Source organism: Vibrio sp. QJM3NY_26, assembly GCF_057786005.1.
Genome location: NZ_CM173516.1, coordinates 299,157 through 325,275, shown reverse-complemented (window position 1 = coordinate 325,275; position 26,119 = coordinate 299,157). Strand labels below are relative to the sequence as shown.

The following is a 26,119-nucleotide window of genomic DNA, read 5'->3' as shown; positions in this document are numbered from 1 at the left end:
TATGGTCGCTCGACTTTTAACACTTTTCTTTTCAATCCAAATTATTTGGTTTAGTTCATTCGCTCACGGCCAAGACAAGTCCAGTTTTGTGGATACCTCAACGCCCAATAGCACTCTATCTGGTTTTATTAAGTATTCTGAGCACGTGATCCATTATTGGCAGCTTGAGCAGCTCGATTTACCTGAAGCCCAACACGCTTATGCCCAAGTAACGCGAACCATGGATCTGTCGAACCTTCCCAATCGCAGTCGAACCGTGGTCGTGATGGAAAGAATCATTTTGCTGCACGAAATTTTAAATAGGTTAGGACAAGACGTTCAATTACATCCTTCAGAAATGGCATCACCAACGGGTGACACTGGTCACCAATGGCGTCTCGCTAATACGGACATTCTGATCGCTAGACAGACGAATGGTGAGAAGGTTGGCCAATATCTGTTTACGACCACTTCCATTAATAGCTTATCGAAATGGTATCGCCTGATCTCAGCGTCTACGGAGAAAAGTGAACATGACGTTGATTTGTACCATGAGTTTTTAATTCTCCCAGGCCCGCTATTTTCAATATCATTGATTAAATCTTTACCAGAAAGCTTTAATACCTTATACGCATCGATTCCTCTTTGGCAGTGGTTCGCTTTAGTGAGCGTCTTTTTGTTATGTCGATTTATGATTAAGTTAAGCTTCTCGCTTGGCGAACGTTGGAACTTACATTGGTATCGAAATGGACTGAAATGGCAAGTTGGCCGCCAGTTATCTTTGGTTGGGGTTGTCTTTATCCTGTTTATTACCCGAAAAGTGATTGATGACGGAATATGGATCACTGGAGGTATCTACCAGTTTTTGTCTACCTCTTTTTTGATTGGCCAGTTTTTCTTCGTTGCGTGGTTGATCATGACCATATTCAATTACTTTGCTGAGCTGTATGTATTTAATAAACACGAAGGTAAGTATGTTGACTCCTCTTTAATTACGGTACTCGCGCGTATTTTTGGTGGCCTCACGATTGCCATCTTGGGCATTTATGTGGTCGATTTTATGGGCTTCTCTATCTCCCCGATCGTGACGGGTTTAGGGGTTGGTGGTTTGGCGGTAGCACTCGCCATTCGTCCTGTACTGGAAAATGTGATTAATGGTCTGACTTTGTATGCTGATGGTGGAATTAAAATTGGGGAACTTTGCCGCTATGGCGATAACCTAGGTACTATTGAGAGCATAGGGCTACGATCTACACGAATCAGAACACTAGAGCGTTCTTTAATTACTATTCCTAATTCCGAATTTGCCAATATGGAAATTGATAACCTCGAACGCCGCGATAAGCGTCGGATGAGTCATCGCTTGAGGTTGCGTCCAGAGCTAACTCAAGACCAACTCAAACTTCTGGTTGTTGGTATTAGGCGGCTGTTGTTACAACATCCTAAACTGGATGAAGATCCGGTGAGAGCAAGGTTTGTAGGCGTTGGTGAGTTTGCGATACACATCGATATACTCGCTTATATTATATGCAAAGACCATGAAGAGTTTCTTGCTGTGCAAGAGGATGTGATGTTTTCGGTGATGCAGCAAGTTGAAGCGGTAGGCGCCCAGTTGGCATTCTCTAATCAATACCAACTTGCTCAGGCACTTAACCCTATTGATGATGAACTCAAAGAGAAAGCGACCGAAACAGTTAAGCAGTGGCAAGATAACAATAACTACCCATTCCCTGACTTTAGTTATGAATTTAAAGATGGAATCAAAGACAGCATTATGTACCCTGCGAAAAGTTCAGCGGTTCGCGCAAATGGAAATGGTTAAAACAAGAAGCTTTACCCTAAGGTGATTATCGCTAATTTGAATTTCTCTAATTCATCGTGTTTGCCTTCTATTTACTCCAAAGTAGCGTCAAAATATTTAAGCTACTTTGGAGATATCCATGCCTCGTATTCGTTCTTCACGCATACTTCTTTCTTTTTCTGTTTTACTTATGTCGATGGGGTGTTCGACCGAAGACTCACCACTGATAGGTGATACGCCTCGCCCTGTCCGTTTGACTGAAGTCCAAGCCGTGGGTCATCAAGAAATAAGACGTTTTCCTGCTCAAGTTTCTGCGTCGAAGGAAGTCGAGCTCGCTTTTAGAGTGGGTGGTGAAGTCGTTGAATTTAACTTAAAGCCATCGCAAAGAGTGACAAAAGGCGAAGTCATTGCTCGACTTGATCAGCGAGATTTTAAAACTGAAGTCACATTGAAAAAATCGGAGTTTGATTTAGTCAAAAGAGAATTAGATCGAGCGACCCAAATGATGAAAAAGAATCTATTGGCTCAAGCGGAGTTTGATGGAATTCAAGCTCGTCTTCAAGTTGCACAGGGAGCTTTACAGCTTGCACAAGACAGGTTGAAAGATACCGTCATTACTGCGCCTTACAGTGGTCGAATTGCAACGACTCACATTGAAAACCATCAACAAGTGCAAGCTCACCAAGGTATCGTCCTTTTACAAGATCATGAAATGATAGATGTCACGATCCAGTTACCTGAGAGCGTCCTTAGCCAGATGGATGCTAAGAGAATTGCCCCATCTTATCTGCCCTTAGCGACCTTTAATGGCTCGTCGGCTTCATACCCTGTGACTTATAAACAGCATAAAACGCAAGCAACAGCAGGAACACAAAGCTATGAAGTGACCTTTACTCTGGTCGCACCAAAAGATAACCATACTGTGTATCCAGGTATGGGAGCAACGCTACACCTTGATATCGATAAAATCATTGCCGATAAGCAAGGTGCTCAACGTTTTGTCGTTCCTGCTAGCGCCATTTTAGACAATGACCTGATTGGTCAACCTCAAGTCTGGGTATTTCAAAACGGGTTAGTTTCTTCGTTAGATATCACCATTCAAGGAGTGTCGGCGCGTGGTGCGATTGTTTCTGGAGATCTCTCTCAGAATAGCTATGTGGTGAGTGCTGGTGTCAGTCAATTGTCAGAGGGGATGAGAGTTACGCCCGTCGTTCGTGAGCGAGGTTTATAATGAACCTGACTAATTACGCAATTAAAAACAAAGTCATAAGCTGGCTCGTCGTTGCCATTTTATTGGTGGGCGGTGTGCTTTCGTTTCGTGGTTTAGGGCAATTGGAGTTTCCTGCATTCCCTATTCCACAAGCTATGGTTAACACCACGTACCCTGGTGCCTCTGCAATGCAAGTTGAGGAAGAGGTCACCTTACCGCTTGAGCGTGCGATTTCTCAGCTTGAATATGTTAGAGATGTCGAATCTTTTACCAGTGCTGGGCTGTCTCAGATTGCGGTGATATTAAAAGAGACCATACAAGCAGAACAACAGCCTCAGGTATGGGATGAATTGCGCCGCAAGGTGAATGATATTCAGCCTAGAATGCCACCGGGAGTGAATCCATCGCAAGTCATTGATGATTTTAGCGATGTGTATGGCATTCTCTACAACATTACGAGTAATGAATACACTTATCGCGAACTACAAAATTACGGTGAATACCTTCAGCGTGAGCTTCTTGCCATTAAAGGGGTAAAGAAAGTTAACTTGGCCGGGCTAGTCTCTGAACACATTGTGATTGAGATTGCTCAGCAAGATCTTAATACGTTGAATCTTGATCCTGCTTGGCTTTCTCGTTTGATTCAAAATCAGAACATGGTGTCTAACGGTGGTGATTTGCTACTTGATGGACAATCGATCCGAATCCATTCTTCTGGCGAGTTTAATGAAATTGAAGCGTTAAAATCATTTAAATTTAGCCCGCCGGGAAGCAATGACCTAATCCAATTAGGTGATATCGCAGAGGTAAGCCGTCAGTTTCAGGATAAAGCTTATACCTTGTATCGTAACAATGGTGAACAAGCCATTTCTCTTGGGATCTCGTTTGCGAACAGCGTCAATGTGGTTGATGTGAGTGAACGTGTCAGTAATAAATTGTCTGAACTCGATTTTGCTCGCCCAATCGGCATTGAATTAAACAAAGTGTACGACCAAGGCGATGCGGTTGATAAGTCGGTGTCTGACTTTGTGATGAGCCTAGTCGAAGCGGTATTGATTGTTATTGTCGTACTGTTATTTGCCATGGGTTTGCGTTCAGGCATTTTAATGGGGGCTATTTTATTACTGACTATCCTCGGCACCTTCATTGGAATGAGTATTCTAGGCGTTGAGATTCAAATCATTTCACTTGGTGCTTTGATCATTGCACTGGGAATGCTGGTTGATAATGCGATAGTGATAACTGAAGGTGTCTTAATTGGCCTGAAACGTAGATTGACCAAACGTAAAGCCATTGAATCCGTTGTTAAACAGACCCAGTGGCCGCTGCTTGGTGCAACACTGATTGGTATTATTGCATTTGCCCCGATTGGCTTGTCTGCCGACGCAACGGGGGATTTCTTAGGGTCTTTATTCCAAGTATTAGCGATTTCTTTATTACTAAGTTGGGTGCTTGCTATCACGTTAACGCCGTTCTTCTGCGAACTGATGTTTAAAGAAGAAATAGCCAAAGGTGAGTCAGAGCATATCGATCCTTATCGAGGGTTGATATTTACCCTGTATCGCACGGCTCTTAATACCGCACTAAAAAACCGCGTCGCGACTATGGTCATCACTCTGGTCTTGCTTATTTCTGCTGTGATCGGGTTTGGCTCTGTAAAACAGGCCTTTTTCCCGCCATCGAATACGCCAATTTTCTATGTGGATGTATGGCTGCAACAAGGCACAGACGTTCGTGAAACAGAACAACGCCTAAAACAAATTGAACGTACCGTGAGCGGGTTTAATGACGTTCATAATGTCACGACCGTCGTAGGTTCGGGTGCTCAGCGATTTATTCTGACTTATGCACCTGAAAAATCATACAGCAGTTACGGGCAATTGATTGTTGAAGCGAAAGACTTAGCCGCGATCGAAACGATGTTACCCCAGATGAAAGCAAGGCTTGAAAGTCTACATCCGGATATTGATTTTAAGTTTAAGTTAATGGATTTGGGCCCTGCACCTGCCGCTAAAGTAGAAGCGCGCTTTTATGGTGCGGATCCACAGGTGTTGAGACAACTTGCTGCTCAAGCGAATGAGATCATGCGTAATGAGCCAAAAGCAACCGCAGTTCGTCACTCATGGCGAGAGAAAACTCAAGTGCTTGAACCGCAACTTGACGGTGCAGCAGCAAGGCGAGTCGGGATAACCAAGAGTGATCTTGATAGAACCTTGTTACGCAATTTAAATGGTGAGCAGATTGGCTTGTTCAGAGATGGCAGTCATATCATGCCGATTGTCATGCGCGCGCCAGATGAAGAACGTTTTGATATCGATAGATTACCTGAGTTACAAGTGTGGAGCCAAGACCAAAGCCGTTATATCCCAATAACACAGGTCGTTTCCGACTTTAATTTGACGACGGAAGACTCTTTAATTGTTCGTCGTAACTTTAAACGCGTGATTTCCGTTATGGCCGATGTGACGCCATTTGGTGATGATACGGCTGAATCTTTGCGCCGTTTGGTCGCCCCTAAAATCGAAGCGATTGAACTCCCTCAAGGCTATCATTTTGAGTGGGGGGGGGAATATGAAAGTCAGCAAAAGGCTACCAACAACCTAATGGGTTCATTGCCAATGGGATACCTGATCATGTTCTTGATTACGGTATTGTTATTCAACACCATTCGTCAGCCTTTGGCGATTTGGTTGACGGTACCACTGGCATTAATTGGTGTGAGTGCAGGCTTACTATTAATGAATATTCCGTTCTCGTTCACGGCACTGCTAGGGTTATTGAGCTTATCAGGCATGATTGTGAAGAATGGTATTGTGCTGGTGGAGCAAATCAATATCGAAACCGACCAAGGTTCAAATCTTAACCGTGCAATTGTAGATGCGAGTGTGAGTCGTGTTCGACCTGTGTGCATGGCGGCAATTACTACCATGTTGGGTATGATCCCGCTGGTGTTTGATGCCTTCTTCCAGTCGATGGCGGTGACCATCATATTCGGACTTGGGTTTGCTACACTACTAACTTTAGTGGTATTGCCTGTGATTTATGCCTTGTTGTACCGAGTAAGCTATCGTTAACATCTACATGTTCAATACCTTTCATTAGGATAAGAAAGAACGTCCAGAAGTGCATAGGATTAAGCTGATACCAATAATGTTGGTATCAGCTTTTTTGTTCGTATTAGCCTGGAGGAAGTGAACGATTTAGTACTCAAATTTGCAGAAAGATACGTGCTGTTATCAATGTATATAACAGTACTATTCAGCTAGAAAGCCACCAGTGTGACCACCTTAAAACGTCCATACATTGCTATCGATTCTCTGTGATGAAAACTCGGGAAGATGTTCGTTAAAGGCGCCAATGTTTACTGGTTCAGAGGAGCATTTACATAGAAGAACGTAGAGCAAGTCGAGCGATTAGAGTTAGAGTGGGTATTTTGAGGGGGATAGTATTGTGGGCTGTTGGAGTGGAAACTGGGTGCCGTTGTTTAAACAGAAAAACCCACACAATAAGCAATCTACAGTGCGGGGTTTGATACGAAAAATTACAGCAATGCGCCGATATCTTGTACGATTTCTGTAATACCGATAGTAAAGAACTGCACACCCATACAGATAAGCAGAAAACCCATTATTCGGGTAAACGCGTTAATACCATTTTGACCCAAAGCTTTAAGTAACGGGTAAGCCATACTCAGAATAAAAGCGGCGACTAAGCTCACGACACCAAATCCGCCAATGACTCCTGTATAAATACTTATCTTTTCTAACTCTTCTTCACTAGATGCGATTTCAGCAGCAAGGCTAATGATCAATGCCATTGTTCCGGGGCCGCATAGTGATGGAATTGTAAGGGGCACTAAAGCAATCGAATCTTGTCCGACACTACCATCCATACTTTCTGGTTTGGGAAACAGCATGTTAAAGCCAATCGCACAAATGATGATCCCGCCACCCAAACGTAAGCTCGGAATTGAAATACTAAACAACTCCAAAACAGAAGCACCAATAAAAAAGGTGATGCACATGGCGATGAATAGGTAAAGCCCAACGGTTTTCGCTTGTGAAACGATATAACTCTTGTCTCGGCCCTTACTTAAACCAAGAAGAACGGTGGCAGCGGCTGGTGGGTTCATCATTGGCAACAAGCCGAGAACAGTTAGAGTTAAATAGGTGAATAACGTTTCTATGTGCATACAGTTTCCTTTAAGTGTGGGTGGGTTTTTGTGTCATTGGGTAGTGGTTAAATTATTAGGTGTCGCTTAATCTCGAATCAAATTAATGACTAAATGGCTGACTAACTAAATGATTGACTAGCTAACTAACTTAAAGAAGCATTAACTGTGCAAGATATAGAACACTAAAGAATGAAATCGCATCGGTTAATGTAGTGAGCAGTGGGCTAGATAACATGGCTGGGTCGAGGTTTACGCGCTTGAGAATTAGGGGCAAAGCGCCACCGATCATGACGGCACAAGTGGACGATATCGTGTAGGCAGCCGCGACTAACACCGGTAATAAATGACTTTGCTGACCATGGGTGAACAACATGAGTAGGGCAATAACCAAACCAATTGCAAGACCATTGATAGCGCCAATCGGTAACTCTTTGGCGACGACAAACAACCAGTCTTTAGCGGAAATATGCTTTGTTGATAATTCTCGAATAGAAACAGCAACGGATTGGTTGCCCGCGGCCCCGGATAAGTTAGCCACTAAGGGTAAAACGGCAGCTAATACGGCAACTTGTTCGATAATATGTTCAAAGGAAGCGATGATCGATACCGCGGCATAGCTCAAGATTACCGATGGCAACAAAAATGTGAGGCGTCGGATATTACGTTGTAATAGCGGCATAGTACGAAACTCGTCACCGCCAAATATACCGCTGGCTTCACGTTGTTGTTGTTCGGATTTCTCATATAACGCCTGGTTTAACTGGGTGTGACCAACGATACCAATTTGAAAGCCATGTTCGTTGATAACAGGAACGGTAGAGTGTGAGGTAGAGTCGAGCACACTTTTTAATGATTGGAGATCAAAATCTGCAGGTACGGTGGGGACACTTGTATCAATATGATCGAGCAATCTATCCCAAGATTGAGCGAGAAACAGTTCTCTAGTTTTGACCGTACCTAAGTAGTTACCGCGTTTGTCGTGTAAATAAATGTAGCGCCATTCAATTCGTTCAGAGCTTTGCTCGCCTTCACGCAAGACGGTTTCTAAGTCTGAAATGGTTGCCCAGCTTTCTAGTTTGATTATCTCATTCTTGCAAATTCGCCCCACGGAACCATTAGGAAAAGACATCGCGGATTTTTCTTCGTTTTCCCAAGTTTCGGGTAGCGAGGATTCAAGGGCTTTGTGAAGTGGTTTAGGTAAGCTACGTAATAGAGAGCGGCGAACGTCTGAACGCATATGTAAAAGAATGTCTTTCGCACTGTCGATAGGAAGGTTTGAAAATAAGAGTGCACGCTCTGGCTCTGTTAGGTAATCCAGAAAGTCAGCAGCCAGATTAGGCTGCTGAGTACAAAGCAACACCCAAAACAGTTCACACTGTGCGTTGGTGAATTTTCTAATCACGAATGGAAGATCGGTCAGGTTAGCACTTTCTATTTGTTTGATAATGCCATCACTAGTCCCGGTCTGCATTGCTGAAATTAACTCGGAGTACAGCAGCTCGGCGTCAGTGTTAGGTAATGGAACGGTTATTAAGGTCATAATAATGGGCTACACTGCAATGTGATTACGTTTGCGAATTATTCGGATAAACAAGGTGATAAAAGCAATTGCCATCAGCATTAAGCTGGTGAAGAGAAACCACTTGGTGATGAGTTCTTGATGTTGATGTAGAAACGGGTGACGCATAATGGACTTTCCTGCATAAAGCAGGGTTAACACCCACACGATGGAACTGGTCATGCTGATCATGACAGTGCGGATAAAGCTCAGGTGTGCAATGCCCATTAGCATCGGGGTTAGAACTCGAACGAAAGGAATAAAGCGGGACACGAACAATGATAGGAACCCGAATTTATTGAGAAGGCGCCTTGCTCTAGGTAATGAATCGTCAGGCAGTACGACTTCAATTTTGTTCATGAAGCGTGAACCTTCTAACCAGCGTCCTTGTAGATAACCGATAATGGTACCTAAACAAGCCGATAAGCTGAGAGCAGTCAGGGCGGTATAAAAATCCACAGCACCTAATCCAACTAGTCCACCTACAAACAAGACCAGTCCATCCCCAGGGAGAGGCAAAAACACAAAACTCGACTCTAGAAATAACACAACCGCAAGCAGTAGCAGCAAGATATGGAGTGAGTTGATCTCAAGTAGCGTGTCAAAATCTTGTATCCAAATGGCGGATAATATTTCATTCATACTCTTTCCTTAATTGTATCAAACGACGTAACAGCCAGATCGAATGATCTGGCTGTTGTGCTTCGTGTTAGTCGAACATCAAAATTAAATAAGCGAAGAAGAGGACAAGGTGGGTTGCACCATTCAACGAGTTGGTTCTACCGCTGCTAAAGCTAACGCTGGTCATGAGAAGTGTAGCGGCCAGCAACACCATTTCTGCGGGTTCTAAGCCTAATTTCAAGGGCTGATCCATTACACCAGAGATCAATAAAACGGCCGGTACGGTCAGTGCAATCGTTGCTAATACTGAGCCGAAGAACAGGTTGATAGCACGCTGTAGCTGGTTTGTGAGAGCTGCTTTGACGGCACCAACTGCTTCTGGCGCGAGAATAATAAGGGCAACGATAAGGCCACCAAGGGCTGCCGGAGCGCCCATAACGCTAATGCTGTCGTTAATTGGAATGGCTAAACCTTTTGCCAGAAGTATTACGATGAGTAAGTAACTAATTAGCATGACGGTGTGAAATAGATTGCTACTTACAGGGCCGTGGTGGTCATGTTCACTTTTATTGTCGGCATCAATGAAGAAGTGAGTATGGCTACGTGTTTGTACGAACAGGAATACGCCATATAACGCAATGGATGCGAGAACTAATGTGCCCATCAAGCTCAATGACATGTTTCCATTGTCACTACTGCTGGTAAAGTTTGGCAAGATCAAGCAGAGCATCGCAAGAGGAATAATGGCAACCAAATACGCTTTAATGCCATCCAAATTGTAGGACTGGGTGTGATACTTCATCCCACCAACTAATAAGGTAATACCGACAAAGCCATTCAATACCGCCATGATCACAGCAAACATCGTATCTCGGGCAAGAACTGGATTTGGATCGCCAGTCAACATGACAGAAGAGATCATAATCACTTCTAATGAGATGACTGACAATGTCAGAATAAGGGTGCCGAATGGGTCTCCCAACTTAATTGCTAAGGAGTCTGAGTGGCGAACCACCGCAAAAATGGCGGTCATTGAGACATAAAAGAGGACGGCGGTAGTGATGACATAAGAGAAGGTTGAGAGACTTGAGGTCAGCATGCTTTCACCTAAAGTCTTGAAGAATATTACAGTCAAAATACCAAGGAGCAGCGTTTTTTCTTGTTTTAAAATCTTATACATTTGAACTTCTCGTTGAGACCAACATCGTAAGGTCCTAGTGACTTTGTCGGTTCGCGAATGTTCACTACGTCCTCCATAAGGTAGTGATTTGCTCATAGCTTATGGTTGTGGGAAGAGGTTGAATATGAATTAGAGAAATTCATAAATGCTTCAATTGTTGCCCCAATTCTGAATTTCTCTAATTCGTCGATTTTAAGTTCATTGATTTCAATAATGGCGTTGACAAACTGCAAACCGCAGTTCATAAGTTGCCTTTGGAGTCACAATGAAAACATTACGCAAATGTATACCGACTAATTTAATTCCTACTACTCTTGTCTCTGCGCTTGTACTTAGTCTTTCAAGTACCTCGGTAATCGCTGATATCAACTTGGCTGAGCGCACGATTCCAACGCCTGTGGGGATATCGACAACGTTTGCTGAAATGATCGAAGGTAGAGGCAGTATTCCAGAGATTCCTGTCCCTGAAAGTACAGAGGCGTGGCTTGAATTTCAGTCCATGTTTGATGCGCCCGGAGTTGAACTGGCGAAATCAGTAGCGGAACGTTTTGAAGTAACGTATGAAGCAAAAAAATTTGCAGGAGTAGATACCTTTTTTGTCACGCCCAAAATAGTCTTATCTGAATATAAAGATAAGTGGCTAGTTCATATTCATGGTGGCGCGTTTGTTTTTGGTGGGGGTGAATCGGCACTTCGAGAGGCAATTTGGGTCGCGAATGGGTTAGGGGCAAAAGTGATTTCAGTTGATTATCGTCAGCCACCATTACATCCATTTCCAGCTGCAATTGATGGTGCCGTTGCCGTTTGGAAAGAGCTAATGAAAACTCAAACAGCAGAATCGACGGCTATTTTTGGCACATCTGCGGGCGGTAATTTAACGTTGGCAACGACACTAAAAATACAAGAGATGGATTTACCGGCTCCGGGAGCGCTTTTTGTTGGCACACCTGCGGTTGATTTGAAAGAAACATCGGATACTTGGCACACATTGAAGGGGCTAGATTCATTAGGTCATCGTGAAGGATTAATTCAAGCGACATTTGATTTATATGCTGATGGTGAGGCATTGGATAACCCAATAATTTCACCTATTTACGCAAATATAGATGCTTTTCCACCCACTGTTTTTATTTCAGGAACTCGTGATTTATTACTGAGTGATACGGTTCGAATGCACCGATTACTGCGCAGCGCTGATGTTGAGACTGAGCTTCACGTTTATGATGGTCAGTCTCATGGTGATTATATGAATGGACTCGTTGCGGACATGCCTGAATCGGAAGATGCTATCAAAGAGATTGGCTTATTCTTCAATAAGCATATCAATTAGTTTTAGTTTTAGTTTTAGTTTTAGTTTACAAAAGGCTCCAAAATAAGTGACCGATATGAAGTAACTTGATGTTCAAGAGTTACTTCTCAGGTTGCACCACTTTATCGAAGAAGCTTTGCATCGCTTGGTGCAACAGTTGGTTCAATGGGAAGCCACGTTTAGATTGTAGGTAGCCACCGTTAATTTGAATGGACCTCATCTCTCTAGGGACAACAGGAAGAGGATAGCAACTCAACTCTGGTTCATTTTCTGTCATGAAGGTACTGCCGAATGAAAAGGCATCAGAGTGTTTTAACTTGTTAAGTAAAACTCGAAGACTATGAGTGGATAACACAATATTAGCCTTGTAGCCTTTCGCTAAATAAAGGTCTTCAACTGGCGCACGCTTCGAGTTAATTCCATCTGCGAGTATCCGAGTTATAGGAAGGTGGTGAATATCTTCCCAAGCACTGCCGTTACTAAGCACAGGGTGGTTTTTGCGGGCAATAAGGCTCAGCTTGATTTCTTTCAATTTATGTTGATAAATTTCTTGTGGTAATGGGAATTGGGCGAAGTGGAGCATATAGTCAACTTGGCCATTAAGCATGTCACTCAAGCTTTGTTCTTGCCAGTAAACCAGTTTGAAGTTGGCATTAGGTAATACGCTTCTCAGCTCACTAAAAATACCATCACCGTATTGCTCTAGCAGGAAAATGTTCATTGCTATCGATACTTCACCGGTGAACTGTTGAGGGTCAAAATTTTGATAAGACTCAACGACTTTAACCAATGGCGTGAACATTTCATCGGCCGCTTCTGCCAGTTTTTCAGCTAGTTCAGAAGGTTCTACTCCATGTGCCTTACGTATAAATAGTTGATCGCCAAACGTTTCTCTCAGCTTAGCTAGACCACGACTGACGCTAGTTTGTGATATCCCTAGTTTGTCTGCGGCCTGATGTGTGTTTCGTGTTTCTACAACCGCTTGCAATAGTTTCAGTAGGTTTAAATCTAAATCGCGAAGTTCTTTCATCGTCAGTCCTTAACTATTGAGAGAATTCCATTGTAGTGTTGAACGAGGGTGACGCAAACTCATTTTTGTCCGCAGTTGTGAAGTGGGCTTTGAGCAACATAAGTTGTTGGTATCCAACTGAACTACCTCAAGAAGCAAAAAGTTAGTTTTGGTTACAAAAGCGTATGCTTAATATCACACTAAATATAAATCGCATAAAGACGACGCCGTAAGGTTTAACTATAAACCCCGTTTATAGCAAATGTAATCCCCACCAACTATTTAGACCAAAACTGAACCTATAGAATAGTGGAACACACTTATATGGACCGTTTTCATTAATGGCCAAGTCGACGGGCTCTGTTTGCCATTTTGGTTGCAACTCCCTTTTCTATTTCGAAACACACCAACTCTGTCCTGGACACCCAATCAATTGTTAAATGAGTGATGACACGTTAAATGCGGATATGAATCGGGGCATCGAAAATCTACAAGTGAAATTGGTCTAAGTTAAACGAAATCCAAGACAATATTGAGTTTGTGGCTGAGTTGAATGACAAGAAAGGTTCGGGCGCCACTTAATTACTAATTACGTGAACGCTCTAGTCTTTATTGCGGATAGTTTAAGTGTGGGCTTGTTGCAAGTGTGCGATACGCCGAAAAATTCTCTCGAAACATCCTAAGGAATCTATAAAATGAAGATGACGCAAGTCGCTCTCAATGTTGTGGTTGCATGTGCCACTCTTACCCCCTTTTGGGTCAATAGTGCTGGCTTAAGCATGTCTCAAATAGCGACAACCAAAAGCGTTGCAACAGCAGGGGCCGCCAACGTTACAAACAGTTCTGACTCTTCTGCAACAATCTCAAATGCTGCTGCACTTTCTGGCATTGAAGATCGCTCGTATGTTTCGGGCGCTCAGTATATCAATGTATTCAACCAGTTCACTCGTGATGATTCAGGAGAGAGCACTGAAGCCTCAAAGGGATTAATCGCACCTCACGCCTCTTATGCTAAAAGAGTGAATAAGAAAGCGGTGCTTGGAATTAGTCTTCATTCCGCGGGTGGCTTAGGTGCTGAATATAGCAATGGTGTCGGCGCTAATCCAATCAATGTCATTTCAGAGAACGCTATTGCTGTCGTCGATGTTACAACTGGTGTTTCATATCAAGTTACAGACAAGCTCTCCCTTGGCGGTTCTTTGATTCTTCAATACATGAAAATAGACGTCGTTGGTGGCGTGAACACTCAATTGGAAGAACTTGCTACCGGTGACAGTATTGCTCCTTCTTTTGCTCTGAGCTCGTACTACACGTTGAGCGACAATACACACTTGGGTCTGCAATATCGCCATAAAACAGACCATGAAATTGATATTGAAACGTCGCTAGATGTGAATCCAACCGCGAATTTATCTTGGGTTACTAGTATCGACTTGGGGCTTAAGCATGCTCTTTCCAAACAAACCGATGTAATGGTTAACGCTAAGCTTGAAAACTGGGAAGATTATGACGACAAATATACATGGACCTATTCTGTAGGCGTTGGCGCAGCGCATAAGATGGATAAGTTTACGATTTATGGCGGCGCTAGCTACGACTCTTCTCCAGTGAACGAGAATGAGCGAGACGTACTACTGCCCGTTGACCAGCAATGGCGCATTGGGTTTGGTAGTGAGTATGAGCTTGAATCTGGCAACAAGTTAGGTTTAGCGTATCAATATCAAAATAATGGAACCGCGGATATCACAGCCGACAACGTGACGCTCCAGCCAACAGGAAGTTATGAAGATAACCGTATTCACTTTGTGACCCTTTCTTATCGTCACTGATTCGTTTAACAAGCCTAGATGCCGAGTTATACACTTTAAACTCACCCAAAACCAAAACCAAAGCAGAAGAAGGCTTTGGTTAATCACTAAAATGTGTCGATATTTGTCGGTGGTCGTGGATTTGAGCTATTCAGAGGCATGAACTATAAATCCTGTTTATAGTAAATGTAACCACCACCGACTATTTAGCCAGAAACTGAACCTATAGAATGGTGATACACACTTATGGACGCTTCTCACTAATTAGCCACAATGGATGGGCTGACTATAAGGTTCACTCATGCAAGCACCTCACAATTGTCACGTAATGGCCAAGCCGACCGGCTCTGTCTGTAATCTTGACTGCAGTTACTGTTTCTATCTTGAAAAACACCAACTCTATCCTGAACGTCAAACAAACTGGCGAATGAGTGATGACACGCTAAGTTCCTATATAAAGCAGACCATTGAAGCTCAAAGCAACAACCATGTTCAATTTACTTGGCAGGGCGGTGAGCCAACAATGATGGGGCTCGCGTTTTTTGAAAAAGCCATGCAGTTATGTGAACAGTACGGAAAGGGAAAAAAACTTGAACACACCTTTCAAACCAACGGCATTTTGCTTAACGATGCTTGGTGTGAGTTTTTCAAAAAACATCACTTTTTAGTCGGTGTGTCCATTGATGGGCCGCAAGATTTACACGATGCTTACCGAGTCACCCGCTCGGGTAAACAAACACATGCTCAAGTTATGCAAGGTATCGAATTTTTAAAAAAGCATGGTGTTGAGTTTAATACGCTTACCGTCGTCAATAATGAAAATGTGAAACATCCAAAGCGGGTGTATCAGCATTTGAAAGAGATTGGTTCAACGTATATTCAGTTTATTCCTTTGGTCGAACGAACGAAGCAAACATGTTCTCAAACGGATTTAAAACTTGTCTTACCCGATGAGCCTTTAGCAGAAGTCACGTCATGGTCGGTGCCTTCGCAAGCCTATGGCGAATTTCTTTGTGATATTTTTGATGTATGGGTACGCAAAGATGTGGGCTCCATTTTTGTGAATATGTTTGATAGTACGTTGAGTGCTTGGTGCGGACAGCAGTCTGGAATGTGTCATTTTACTGAACGTTGTGGTCATGCTTTTGCTCTTGAGGCGAACGGGGACTTATACAATTGCGACCATTATGTATACCCAGAACATTGTTTGGGCAATATTCATCATAAATCGATTTCTGAATGCAATAACAGCCAGCAAGCCATTGAATTCGGTCTACAAAAACAAACAACATTGACTCCCGACTGTAAAAAATGCCCATTTCAGTTTGCCTGCAATGGAGGGTGTCCAAAACATCGTTTTGAACGCAGTTCAAGCGGACATCCAGGGCATAATTATTTTTGCCAAGGCTATAGAAAATTTTTCGAGTACAGTGCTCAATACATGAAAGAAATGCGTAGGCTATTATCTGTTGGTCGTTTTGCAGATGAAATCATGTGGGCATTGGCTTATCAAGATGTGAAGCTGACAGCAGTTGTAAGCAAAAGCTCTGTGACCATTGGTCGTAATCAATCTTGCTCTTGTGGAAGTGGTATAAAATACAAACATTGCTGCGGAGTAAGAAGGTAAACCATGGATTTTGATCTGAATTTGATAAAAGTATTCTTAGAAGTTTACCAGTATCACTCTTATACCAAAGCCTCTGAAACCATAGGTATCACACAACCTGCGGTGAGTGCATCTATAAAGCGAATGGAACAAGAGATTGGTGAGCCCCTGTTTTATCGAGAGGGGCGGACGATGAAACCGACCGCGATGGCCATTCGTTTAGCCGCTCGATTTCGCGTTGGGTTTGATGAAATACAAAATGCCTTGAGTGAGCGTTTTACTTATTCGGTTTATGTGAACGAGGCGCTGGCATTGGATTTGCCCGTTCTACCGTCAATGATGATAGAACATACTCCATTAGATCAGGAAATACTGCTGCACCAACTTAAATCGTTATCTGTCGATTTAGCCGTGGGCATATTTATGGTCAAAGACCACTCCATTGTCACTGAGCCGTTATTCAGCGAATCGACCGTTATTGTGTGCCGTCGTGACCATCCAAGAATTCATGGTCATATTTCACGGAATCAATTCTATGAAGAGGGGCATGTCGCATTAGCCACCCAATGGAAAGGAATGGATGGATTCGAACATATCCGCTTGGAGAGTCCAAAAAGTAGGAATATCCAATGCAAGACCCATTCAATTTCAGCGATGCTGCTTGATGTCACCATCAGCGATAGAGTTGCGATCGTGCCTAGACATCTTGCACTCAATTGGCAAGAGCGTTTAAATTTTCAAGTACTGGAAAACCCGATAGAGCATAAGCCATTGGAATACTGTCTGGCTTACCATCGACGCTATCAAAAAACAGAAAACCACATAAAAGTTAGAGAAGCGATTCGAGCCCACCTAGAATGCGCGGATTAGTACTATAAACCCCACTTATTGCTGATATAAACGCCACGCTCTACCTGCATATCCCCCTTTTGAATAACCTTAGCACTGAAAAACTACATTGGTGCTGAGGCTATTTTCTTTGACCCCTCGCCATTGAGTTTTACATCTCTGATCTATTTTGCTTCGCTAAATGACGGTATACGGATGTCTTTAGCACAACAGGTAGACCGGAGTTAATTCCTGTTCTCAAAGGTGTCCGAATGAAAAAGCTTAGTGCCATCATGATGTCTTGTTTTGCTGCGGGTTCTGTCGCACAAGAGGTCTTACCGTTTCCTAGTCAGCCATCGACCTCGGTGGCCAAACATACTCTTGCTGAATCTACTCATAACAAGCGTCCTATTTCCAACCATCTACCTGAAGATGCTCCTAATATCGTCATCGTGATGATTGATGATGTAGGTCCTGGCCAAACGTCGACTTACGGCGGTCCAATCGATACGCCTACATTAGATGAAATCTCTGGTGAAGGTATTTCCTACAACCGTTTCCACTCGACAGCGATGTGTTCGCCTACACGAGCTTCATTGCTTACTGGTCGAAACCATCACCGTGTTGGCGCAGGTGTTATTGCGGAATACGCTAACGATTGGGATGGTTATGCAGGGGTGATCCCGAAAACCAGTGCGACCTTTCCTGAAGTACTTAAAAACTACGGTTATTCAACCTCTGCTTTTGGTAAATGGCACAACACTCACCCGTTAGATTCCACAGCTGCGGGGCCTTTTGATAATTGGCCTACGGGTTATGGTTTTGAATATTTCTATGGGTTTGTTGGTGCTGGTGCATCTCAATATGAACCGACTATGGTGGAAAACACCACGTTTGTTGATCCAGAAAAAATCCACCGCGAAGGCTATCACATGAGTGAAGATCTTGCGGATCAAGCGATCAAGTGGATGCGTCAGCACAAGTCTCTGCAGCCTGACAAACCTTTCATGATGTATTGGTCTAGTGGTGCGGCACACGGCCCTCACCATGTAACCAAAGAATGGGCTGATAAGTACAAGGGCAAATTCGACGCTGGTTGGGATGAATACAGAAAAGACGTATACGAAAAAGCCAAGAAAATGGGCTGGATTCCTGAAAACGCGCAGCTAACACCAAGGCCAGAAAGTATGCCTGCGTGGGACGATGTACCTGAAGATGAAAAAGCATTCCAAGCACGTTTAATGGAAGTTTACGCCGGCTTCATTGAGCATACCGACGCTCAGGTTGGTCGTTTGGTCGATGAAATCGATGAGCTTGGCTACAAAGACAACACTGTCTTCTTCTACTTGTGGGGTGACAATGGCGCGTCATCGGAAGGGCAAAACGGCACGCTTGCTGAATTGCTCGCTCAAAACGCCATTCCAACCACGACAAAGCAACAAATTGAAGCGATGAACAAGGTCGGTTCAATTGATGAGCTAGGCGGTCCTAAATTCGAGAATATGGCGCATGCGGCATGGGCTTGGGCAGGCAGCTCCCCTTATAAATCAACCAAGTTAGTTGCGGCTCATTTTGGTGGAACACGTCAACCTCTTGCGGTGCGTTGGCCAGCGAAAATTGAACCCGATGCGACGCCACGCTCGCAATTCCATCACGTTAACGACATCGCGCCTACTATCTACGACATTTTAGACATTACACCACCTAAAGTGGTCAACGGTCATGTTCAAGATGAAATCGATGGTAAAAGCATGACTTATTCGTTTGACGATGCGGATGTGAAAGGGCAGAAGAAAACCCAATACTTTGAGATCTTAGGCAGTCGCGGTATCTATCATGATGGTTGGTTTGCGAGTGCGTTTGGGCCAAGAGCTCCTTGGGTTCAAGGTATGCCTGAAGGTTTTAGAGAGTGGAGTCCTGAGACGGATAAATGGGAGCTATACCACATTGATGAGGACTGGTCTCAAGCGGTTGATCTGGCTGATAAGTACCCTGAAAAACTGGAAGAAATGAAGGCGATTTTCAAGCAAGAAGCGCAGGATAACAAAGCATTCCCGATTGGTGGATCATTATGGTCTACTGCAGCACACAGCCCGCAAGATGCGCCAGAGAGTAAATATACGCAATGGACGTATCCTGATGAAATCACCAGAATCCCTGAAATTGCAGCACCAAAAGTCGGCAACCGTTCTACGCTCGTCGAGTTTGATGCGGTGGTTACTCCTGATACGAATGGTGTGCTCTACGCGGTCGGTGCATTCTCAGGTGGTATGACGGTGTACGTGAAAGACGGAAAACTTAATTATGAGTACAACCTGTTTTTGATGGAACACACACATATCCAATCTGAGAAAGTGTTACCAGAAGGTGAAGTGACGATAGAAGTTGAATCTAAAGCGACTAAGCCGGGGCCGTTTACGCCTTTCGATATCACCATCAAGGTGAATGGTGAAACGTTCGCCTCTGGTGTGGTTCCAAAAACAGCGCCTTCGTTCTTCTCATTCAATGATGGGTTTGATATTGGCTCTGATTTAGGCTCGCCAGTGTCACAAGCTTATTATGATGAGATGCCGTTCAAATTTGACGGCAAAATCAAAGAAGTTCGTGTTAAGTACCTAGAACAATAAAGTGTATGCCGTCTATTGATACCGATGACAATGGGTATTGATAGGCGGCTTTTTTCGTTCATTCCGGGCTCAGTGCTTAAGTGCGTAAGTATATAAGTACATAAGTGCTTAAGTGATTGGAATAGTCCAATGGCTTTGCCTTAGAGACGGGATGATAATTTAGGAAATCGTATGAAGATTCATCCAACTACCTTGGTTTACGATGCGTATCCTTCGGTCTACAACATTCTAGAATCGACGTTGTTCATGTGGTTCATTGTGGCAGTCACATTAGGCATCCTTGTATGGACATTGAGCAAGCTATGGTATGTCCATTCTATTCCCAAACACCTTGCTAAAGAGCGTGGTTTGGCTCAGGCCAAGTTGATTTTTTGGCTGTGCATATTGGGCATGTTTTACAAACCGCTCTGGATTATTGCGGTGCTCGCGATTGTGACGGACTGGGATAAATTACAACAGTGGATTAGAGGCGCTTCGCAATGAAAGAGATCATGCTCCCCTACATATTAGTGGTTTGGTTGTTATTCAAATTTAATGTACTCAAACGAACCCCTAAGAATTACTTTGTGTCTGTTGTGATTGGCTTGCTGTTACTGGTGAGTTTGTTTGTCGGCCATCGTTTCTATTCTCCGATTGATTTGACCAATTCAACCACTGTCAAAGCACCTCATGCAGTACTCTCTCCAGCGCTTGGCCAACACATCGACAAAATATACGTTGACCATAATCGCGATGTGAAAAAAGGAGAAGTGCTTTACACTCTCAAAGATGATCTGATCTCTGCGTCGATTTCTGAGGTTGATTCTGGTCTGATTGAAATTGATAGAACCATTGAAGCTCAAGAAGTGAAAGTGGCCCAAGCTAAGCGAAACCTATCGCGTAACCAGAACTTAGAGCAACATGTTAGCCTTAAAGAGTTAGAAGAAACTCAAGACAACGTTGAGTTTTTTATGGCTGAGTTGAACGTGTTGCACGCAAAGAAAGATGGCTTGCTCGCTAAGAAACAAAGCTTGATGTTTGACCTTGACCGCCTTACGGTTCGAGCTCCGTTTGATGGCATGATCACCCATGTTTTTATTGCTGATGGATCTCGAGTTGGTTCTCTGCATGTGTGGGATACATCGAAGAAATTTGTCGAAATGCGTATCCCTGATCAAGCGTTTGCCAATATCGAAAGAGGTCAGTTTAGTGAGTTCTTTATTGATACATTTCCGGGGCAAATTTTCCGCTCTCGAGTTCACAGCAAAGTAAAAGCAACCGGTGAGGCTCAAGGAAATTTACTCCCACAAGAGCAGCGAGTTTCGGCACACATTCAAAGGGGCTCTCCAGCAATTGGTCGAACCGTTATTTTAGAAATTGATGAAGAAACGATGAAAAAAATACCGATTGGCGCGACAGGCTCAGCATGGATCAGTGCGTCTAAGCCTTACCCTATACTCGGTTTTATAGACATTATTGGTGGGGCCACTTTACGTCTTGCGTCTGTTAAGTCGTATCTATTGGCGATTTAATCTCTTTCATTTGTTTACTTTGAATAGAGTGATGAAGCAGCATAAAGGTGGATAGCTCTTTACGCTGCTTTTTTGATTAATGCCCCGTCAACTCCATGTAGCCTGTACCAGGGTGAGTTCCTTCAATTAAGACCGGGCCTTCCCAATAGGGAACCGACAGCGGCATTTTGGCATTTGGATTGAGAGCTGAAACGGTCAGTTCGATTTGTTGAGTTGGAATTGAAACTTGCCATTTTGTTGGGTAGTCACTTCCATCGATTTCCGTTTGCTTGATGGCGGTTAAGTTGATGTCTTGTTGCTTAATCGCGATGCCAGAGCCATCTTGCTGCATTAACCTTGCATGGGAATAACTGGCTTCACCTGTTGCTGAGTTTCGCAGTTGGAACACGACTAAGCTGGTTGCATCACTCAGCCTTAGCGCAAACCAATCCCAGCCTTGTTGTGAGTCGAGTAAGAACTGAGAGCTCCACTCTCTGTCTATCCAACCTTTGCCAGACACTTGATGTGTTGTGCCATCAATGGTTACTTCGCCTGATACATCGATGAATGGTTGGCTGTAGTAATAGGAAGCTACTTTGCCATCGCTACTTTTGGTGCTGTAGCCTTGTTCGCCTTGCTTTTGATAAGGCGCGTTGTTGGTTAACTTAAGCGAGTAGCCAAACTGACCGGAATTAGCGTTCAAGGTTGCGGGGAACAGATCATCACTTGACGATGTCCATTGCCAGTCATCGAGATAGACCCGAAATGGTGAAGCGCTTACACCTGCGAGTTCAGCTTGGTCGCGTGACCACTTCTCATCGGCGTAGTGTCTGTCTTTGGTGGTGACTGCGCTGTGTGCCATGTAGATTTGCTGACTTTGCCACGTAGTTTCCTTAGTGCTATTCGAGCTATCCTTTGGGGCAGCCGCGAAGCGGAATTGTGTCCATTGTACGCCGAGAGCATTGCCATTCTCATCGATAAGGTTAGCGGTTAAATACCACCATTCATGACGAAAACTTGGGTGTGCTTGGTGGTCGGCAGGGAAGGTGATGTTGATACCTTTTACTACCGGAGAAAATTGCGCTTGATCGATTGCCGTTTCATTCTCGGCTTGTGTTCCAGTACCGAGTATCGAACCCATATTCTGAGCGGTTTGTTGTGTGGATTCATCGCACCCTAAAAGGAGCAAGATGCCAAGTGTTAGAACGAAAGCTCTCATTGGTCGAGTCATCACAACACCTCACTCTGTAAACTGGATACCACGGGTTTACTGACCAAACGCCACAGCGGAATCAAGGTCGCTATCACAGCGACTAAAATGGTGATGGCTGCGATGCTGAGTGCATCACTCCAATTCCACACGTAATTTAAGCTCCAACCAAAGGCGCGCAGGGTAACGATGTCCGTCAACACATAACCGACCATAGCGCCGAGTGGTAAGGCGATAACCAGAGTAAAAGTAACCAACACAACGATTTGCCCGACCACCATCGCCATCAATTTTCGCTGACTAACACCGAGCGCATACAACCTTGCAATAGCGGCTTTACGTGCATCGAGCAACATGAAACAGGCGCAGAACAACCCTATTACCGCGACCATTAAAGTAACGCCATTAAGCGCTCGAGTGATGGCAAAAGTTTGTGAGAAGATATCTAACGCGATCGATTTGATCTGCGCTTGATCGTAAAGCTGACTTGGGTGCAGGTTCAGTTTCTGGCGCAGTTGTTCGTACACCACTTGTGGGTCGCCAGATACTTTGACTCCCAAGCTGGTGGGCAAGTCAGTAAATCCGCTTTCGAGCCATAAATTAGGCGCAAGTAACACTTCACCATTCGGTGAGCCGTAATCGTGGAAAATAGCCCCGACGATGAGTGTTTTGTCTTGGATCGCGTCGAGCTTGAGTTGGCTTCCAAGAGACAAGCCGAGCTTCACCGCAGTGGGTTCGCTGATCGCCACCAATTCACCTTGGTAAAAGCGTGACCAGAAGTCATCAACGTGAGATTGGAACACCATGGTTTGTTCAAGTGTGTCTTTGTCTTTGGTGCCGAGCAAAGTCGGTAAACCCTGCAAGTTATCATCGACGTAGTATTGCTTATAGACGGTTTCAACATTATCAAACTGTTCTAACGCGCGCTCTACATTGGCGATTTCACCTTGGGCAGGGCTAACGTAAATATCGGCATGTAAGCGTTGTTCAAGCCATTGTTTCAAGGTGGATTCAAAGCTGCCGACTAAGGTATTCATTCCCATGTTAGCGGTAACCGCTAGAAGCAGCGCCATCATGGCAAGGGATAGGGGAGATATTAGCTCTCTCAGTTCAGCAAAAAGATATTGTATTAACCCTGACTTGGTGCGCTGTTCGCTCCAATTTGCTAACACGCTGAGCGTTTTGGGTAGATATAAAGGAATCGACACCACTAACACTCCAAGCCAAGCCATAGTGAAGCGATGATGTTCGCTGAGCCATAACCCTGCTAACGCGATAACCGTCAGAACCAACCCGATAGTAAACAACTGGTTTTCGTTTGAAGCCTCTGGCGCTTGGTAAAAACCACCATGAGAAGAGAGGGGTTGTCGAATACGCTGCTTAAAGTGTTGCCAACATGCGACTAACGTAGCCGCTAGCGTGAGTAATAAAGCCTGCACTAGCCATTGCCACTGCCATGTGCCGGGAAGCAATGTTGCACCATAAAGTTGCTCAAGCGTTATCGCGACGGTGGGATGTAGCCAATGGCTGAGTTGAATGCCGAGAATGAAACCAAGCGACGCGCCCAGTGTGACTAAAACAGTCAGCTCGACTAACAGAGCTGAAAACACGATGCTTGGCGAAATTCCAGCTTGTTGAATTTGCACCAATAACCGATTACGTTTCAGCAAACTGTACTTCACACCGTTGTAAGCAATGAATAGGCCAACCAAAAACGCCAACAAACTCATGGCGGTGAGATTGAGGTGAAAGCTATCGGTAATTGAACCGAGATCCGTACTTTGGTTGTTGGTAATCCATTGCCCCTGTCTGCCAATAAGGCTTTGCCATTTATCCTGAGTATTACTCTTAGTGTCGCTCTTAGTGTCAAAAACAGCGATGTAGCTCAGTTGCCCTTGCTTGTTAAGCAATTGCTGAGCGAATCCAATGTCCATCAACATTCGGCTACCCAGTTGCCATTCATCTGGCAGTACCACAACCTTGGTGAGTACTTCATCTAAAGTGAGCGTGTCCACTTCGTCCAAACTCTGGTGCTGAGATTGACTCATCATCACAATGGGTTCACCCGCTAAGAGTTGCGGCAAAGGTAAGACATTGTCGAACAGGGAAATGTTTGGCTCTTTGGTTTGAATATTGCTTTTATCGTCGACGCGAGAGTGACGAGTTCTTGAAGTGAGGGCGGCGATCAACTCACTGCCTTGAACTGACCAACGTCGACCTTGTTCGTCTCTTACTCGCCCTTCAATCACAGGCAGCGCAGCGCTTAATCCACTTTGTCTTAAGTTAAAGTAGAGCGATTCCGGCAAATAGTTTTGCCCCGCTGGTGGAATGATAAGGTTCTGCGCCTGGGCGCTAAGTTGCTCGGTCGACTCAGCGTAGCTGCGCTTGGCATTGAGGTTGATGGCCTGCACGGCAACAAACAAGGTGACCGCTAGCACAATACCAATCAGGATTGCCGTAGCTTGCAGTGGCGATTGGCGATAGTGTGCCGCGAATAGACTCAATGTCAGTTTAGTATGGGTGATCTGGCTCTGTGCGAAGCCAGTTTGCTTCATTGGATTACTCACAACGTTGCTGCTCTTTGGCTTGGGTTCGATCTACGTTCTTTAAACAACCATCATCTAACATCAATTTTGTCTGCATAAAGCTGGCACATTCCGAGCTGTGCGTGACCAAAAGCACAGCAGTGTTGCCTTGTGTGGTGATTTCGTTCAGCAGCCTCATTACTTCTAAACCTGCTTTGTGGTCGAGGTTGCCTGTGGGTTCGTCGGCAAGCAGTAGCTTGGGTTTATGGGCAAGTGCACGCGCTATTGCCACCCGTTGTTGCTGACCGCCAGAGAGTGCAGATACGTGTCTTTCGAGTAGATCGCTGATACCCAATGCATCAACTAAATAGTCGCACCAGTCGCTCCATTTCTGTTGATTTAAATGAAGAGGGAAGGCGATGTTTTGTTTTACGTTGAGTGGCGTTAGCAAGTTGAACTGTTGAAAGATAACACCCAATTTTTGATGGCGGAATCGGCTCCACTGTGGGTCTTTCCAATTTGATGTGTTCTCGCCATCGAGCCACAACTCGCCACCAGATAGAGGTTCAAACCCCGCAATGATGTTCAGCAGAGTACTCTTTCCACTGCCACTCGCCCCTGTCAAAGCCACGCTTGCCCCTGTCGCCAAAGCGAAGTCGACACCTTCCAATACGTGATGGGTATCTTTGCCATCAACAAAGCTTTTGCTGGCATGTGTGAGTGTGACAATTGGGCTTTCCATTTCCTTTCCTTATAACCAAAACTTACCATCAAAAGGTGTCGTTACTTGTGGCAATTACTGAAGCGACAAGCTCTATAAAACTGTAGACAACAATTTCAAACAATAGAGCGATTTATATCGAATTATTAATAACTTGTACTTCAAAAAGAGGGAAATAGATCAGTGTGGGGGAGAATACAGTTGGTGGTGGGAGCTTAGAGTCACCTCGGAGGCTTTGAATTTTTCGTCAGACGGTTCGTGATCTCGTTTAAGTGCAATAAATCATGGCTCAAATTATTAAACGTTTTATTTATGAAAGCGGTGTGGGTTGGTGTTGTTTTGCTAGCTTGTTTTTGCCCCATTGTGGGTTACGCCTTGAAGTTCGAATAAATATGTTCAAGTAATTTTGATATACAAAACCTAATGAATGGCAAAAAGAAAGAACTAACCCTATTGGCGATAG

General features: G+C 44.2%; 18 protein-coding genes. 10 read left to right on the top strand and 8 right to left on the bottom strand.

Annotated features, from left to right (window positions below; genetic code table 11):
- The first annotated feature begins 1 nt into the window (after nt 1).
- The 3 genes from AC3CH4_RS16880 to AC3CH4_RS16870 all read left to right on the top strand — a co-directional run bounded on the left by AC3CH4_RS16880 (nt 2) and on the right by AC3CH4_RS16870 (nt 6,064).
- A complete protein-coding gene (locus AC3CH4_RS16880; RefSeq protein ID WP_488544092.1) occupies nt 2–1,801 on the top strand; it encodes a mechanosensitive ion channel family protein in 1,800 nt (599 codons plus the stop codon).
- Nucleotides 1,802–1,919: 118 nt separating this feature from the next.
- On the top strand, nt 1,920–3,011 hold the full coding sequence (locus AC3CH4_RS16875) for an efflux RND transporter periplasmic adaptor subunit (RefSeq protein WP_474357118.1): 1,092 nt from the start codon (nt 1,920–1,922) through the stop codon (nt 3,009–3,011).
- The gene (locus AC3CH4_RS16870; RefSeq protein ID WP_474357119.1) at nt 3,011–6,064 is read left to right on the top strand and encodes an efflux RND transporter permease subunit; all 3,054 of its coding nucleotides are present in this window, start codon (nt 3,011–3,013) and stop codon (nt 6,062–6,064) included. Before AC3CH4_RS16875 ends, AC3CH4_RS16870 begins: the two co-directional genes overlap by 1 nt.
- 467 nt (nt 6,065–6,531) lie before the next feature.
- Here AC3CH4_RS16870 and AC3CH4_RS16865 read toward each other — a convergent pair whose 3' ends face one another.
- The 4 genes from AC3CH4_RS16865 to AC3CH4_RS16850 all read right to left on the bottom strand — a co-directional run bounded on the left by AC3CH4_RS16865 (nt 6,532) and on the right by AC3CH4_RS16850 (nt 10,523).
- Nucleotides 6,532–7,182: a MarC family NAAT transporter gene (locus AC3CH4_RS16865; RefSeq protein WP_054545826.1), complete on the bottom strand. Its 651-nt coding sequence runs from the start codon at nt 7,180–7,182 to the stop codon at nt 6,532–6,534.
- 130 nt (nt 7,183–7,312) lie between these two features.
- The gene (locus AC3CH4_RS16860; protein WP_248391938.1) at nt 7,313–8,704 is read right to left on the bottom strand and encodes a magnesium transporter; all 1,392 of its coding nucleotides are present in this window, start codon (nt 8,702–8,704) and stop codon (nt 7,313–7,315) included.
- Nucleotides 8,705–8,713: 9 nt separating this feature from the next.
- A complete protein-coding gene (locus AC3CH4_RS16855) occupies nt 8,714–9,364 on the bottom strand; it encodes a DedA family protein (RefSeq protein WP_248391936.1) in 651 nt (216 codons plus the stop codon).
- A gap of 67 nt (nt 9,365–9,431) precedes the next feature.
- Nucleotides 9,432–10,523, bottom strand: a complete 1,092-nt coding sequence (locus AC3CH4_RS16850) for a calcium:cation antiporter (protein ID WP_171315416.1) — start codon at nt 10,521–10,523, stop codon at nt 9,432–9,434.
- A gap of 265 nt (nt 10,524–10,788) precedes the next feature.
- Here AC3CH4_RS16850 and AC3CH4_RS16845 point away from each other — a divergent pair, with 265 nt between their 5' ends.
- Complete coding sequence (locus AC3CH4_RS16845) at nt 10,789–11,853, top strand: alpha/beta hydrolase (protein ID WP_488544091.1); 1,065 nt, start codon at nt 10,789–10,791, stop codon at nt 11,851–11,853.
- 79 nt (nt 11,854–11,932) lie between these two features.
- On the opposite strand, the gene AC3CH4_RS16840 is transcribed toward AC3CH4_RS16845, so the two are convergent.
- On the bottom strand, nt 11,933–12,862 hold the full coding sequence (locus AC3CH4_RS16840; protein WP_054545821.1) for a LysR family transcriptional regulator: 930 nt from the start codon (nt 12,860–12,862) through the stop codon (nt 11,933–11,935).
- A 674-nt stretch (nt 12,863–13,536) separates the two neighbouring features.
- Here AC3CH4_RS16840 and AC3CH4_RS16835 point away from each other — a divergent pair.
- From AC3CH4_RS16835 to AC3CH4_RS16810, 6 genes are all read left to right on the top strand, one after another.
- A complete protein-coding gene (locus AC3CH4_RS16835; RefSeq protein ID WP_488544090.1) occupies nt 13,537–14,670 on the top strand; it encodes an OmpP1/FadL family transporter in 1,134 nt (377 codons plus the stop codon).
- Between the two features lie 280 nt (nt 14,671–14,950).
- On the top strand, nt 14,951–16,276 hold the full coding sequence (locus AC3CH4_RS16830; RefSeq protein ID WP_488544089.1) for an anaerobic sulfatase maturase: 1,326 nt from the start codon (nt 14,951–14,953) through the stop codon (nt 16,274–16,276).
- Between the two features lie 3 nt (nt 16,277–16,279).
- Nucleotides 16,280–17,125 (top strand): LysR family transcriptional regulator, encoded by an 846-nt coding sequence (locus AC3CH4_RS16825; RefSeq protein WP_065206740.1) that lies wholly within the window; start codon nt 16,280–16,282, stop codon nt 17,123–17,125.
- Between the two features lie 230 nt (nt 17,126–17,355).
- A complete protein-coding gene (locus AC3CH4_RS16820; protein ID WP_016766992.1) occupies nt 17,356–19,710 on the top strand; it encodes an arylsulfatase in 2,355 nt (784 codons plus the stop codon).
- 171 nt (nt 19,711–19,881) lie between these two features.
- Complete coding sequence (locus AC3CH4_RS16815) at nt 19,882–20,193, top strand: hypothetical protein (protein ID WP_010432893.1); 312 nt, start codon at nt 19,882–19,884, stop codon at nt 20,191–20,193.
- A complete protein-coding gene (locus AC3CH4_RS16810; protein WP_237298378.1) occupies nt 20,190–21,221 on the top strand; it encodes an HlyD family secretion protein in 1,032 nt (343 codons plus the stop codon). The genes AC3CH4_RS16815 and AC3CH4_RS16810 overlap by 4 nt, the downstream gene beginning before the upstream one ends.
- Before the next feature lie 76 nt (nt 21,222–21,297).
- Here the strand turns inward: AC3CH4_RS16810 and AC3CH4_RS16805 are convergent, their stop codons facing one another.
- Genes AC3CH4_RS16805 through AC3CH4_RS16795 form a run of 3 tightly spaced genes read right to left on the bottom strand, consistent with a single transcriptional unit; the run spans nt 21,298 to nt 25,677 of the window.
- Nucleotides 21,298–22,431 carry a lipocalin-like domain-containing protein gene (locus AC3CH4_RS16805; protein ID WP_488544088.1) on the bottom strand — a complete coding sequence of 378 codons (1,134 nt, stop codon included), beginning with the start codon at nt 22,429–22,431 and terminating at the stop codon, nt 21,298–21,300.
- On the bottom strand, nt 22,431–24,965 hold the full coding sequence (locus AC3CH4_RS16800) for an ABC transporter permease (protein ID WP_488544353.1): 2,535 nt from the start codon (nt 24,963–24,965) through the stop codon (nt 22,431–22,433). The genes AC3CH4_RS16805 and AC3CH4_RS16800 overlap by 1 nt, the downstream gene beginning before the upstream one ends.
- Nucleotides 24,966–24,969: 4 nt before the next feature.
- Nucleotides 24,970–25,677 carry an ABC transporter ATP-binding protein gene (locus tag AC3CH4_RS16795; RefSeq protein ID WP_488544087.1) on the bottom strand — a complete coding sequence of 236 codons (708 nt, stop codon included), beginning with the start codon at nt 25,675–25,677 and terminating at the stop codon, nt 24,970–24,972.
- Nucleotides 25,678–26,119: the final 442 nt, after the last annotated feature.

Excerpts from the sequence above, each read along its gene's own strand:
- AC3CH4_RS16795 (WP_488544087.1), bottom strand. The coding sequence starts at position 25,677 with ATGGAAAGCCCAATTGTCACACTCACACATGCCAGCAAAAGCTTTGTT.
- AC3CH4_RS16880 (WP_488544092.1), top strand. The coding sequence starts at position 2 with ATGGTCGCTCGACTTTTAACACTTTTCTTTTCAATCCAAATTATTTGG.
- AC3CH4_RS16840 (WP_054545821.1), bottom strand. The coding sequence starts at position 12,862 with ATGAAAGAACTTCGCGATTTAGATTTAAACCTACTGAAACTATTGCAA.
- AC3CH4_RS16865 (WP_054545826.1), bottom strand. The coding sequence starts at position 7,182 with ATGCACATAGAAACGTTATTCACCTATTTAACTCTAACTGTTCTCGGC.
- AC3CH4_RS16820 (WP_016766992.1), top strand. The coding sequence starts at position 17,356 with ATGAAAAAGCTTAGTGCCATCATGATGTCTTGTTTTGCTGCGGGTTCT.
- AC3CH4_RS16870 (WP_474357119.1), top strand. The coding sequence starts at position 3,011 with ATGAACCTGACTAATTACGCAATTAAAAACAAAGTCATAAGCTGGCTC.
- AC3CH4_RS16835 (WP_488544090.1), top strand. The coding sequence starts at position 13,537 with ATGAAGATGACGCAAGTCGCTCTCAATGTTGTGGTTGCATGTGCCACT.
- AC3CH4_RS16800 (WP_488544353.1), bottom strand. The coding sequence starts at position 24,965 with ATGAAGCAAACTGGCTTCGCACAGAGCCAGATCACCCATACTAAACTG.
- AC3CH4_RS16845 (WP_488544091.1), top strand. The coding sequence starts at position 10,789 with ATGAAAACATTACGCAAATGTATACCGACTAATTTAATTCCTACTACT.
- AC3CH4_RS16805 (WP_488544088.1), bottom strand. The coding sequence starts at position 22,431 with ATGACTCGACCAATGAGAGCTTTCGTTCTAACACTTGGCATCTTGCTC.
- AC3CH4_RS16855 (WP_248391936.1), bottom strand. The coding sequence starts at position 9,364 with ATGAATGAAATATTATCCGCCATTTGGATACAAGATTTTGACACGCTA.
- AC3CH4_RS16850 (WP_171315416.1), bottom strand. The coding sequence starts at position 10,523 with ATGTATAAGATTTTAAAACAAGAAAAAACGCTGCTCCTTGGTATTTTG.
- AC3CH4_RS16875 (WP_474357118.1), top strand. The coding sequence starts at position 1,920 with ATGCCTCGTATTCGTTCTTCACGCATACTTCTTTCTTTTTCTGTTTTA.
- AC3CH4_RS16815 (WP_010432893.1), top strand. The coding sequence starts at position 19,882 with ATGAAGATTCATCCAACTACCTTGGTTTACGATGCGTATCCTTCGGTC.
- AC3CH4_RS16860 (WP_248391938.1), bottom strand. The coding sequence starts at position 8,704 with ATGACCTTAATAACCGTTCCATTACCTAACACTGACGCCGAGCTGCTG.
- AC3CH4_RS16830 (WP_488544089.1), top strand. The coding sequence starts at position 14,951 with ATGCAAGCACCTCACAATTGTCACGTAATGGCCAAGCCGACCGGCTCT.
- AC3CH4_RS16825 (WP_065206740.1), top strand. The coding sequence starts at position 16,280 with ATGGATTTTGATCTGAATTTGATAAAAGTATTCTTAGAAGTTTACCAG.
- AC3CH4_RS16810 (WP_237298378.1), top strand. The coding sequence starts at position 20,190 with ATGAAAGAGATCATGCTCCCCTACATATTAGTGGTTTGGTTGTTATTC.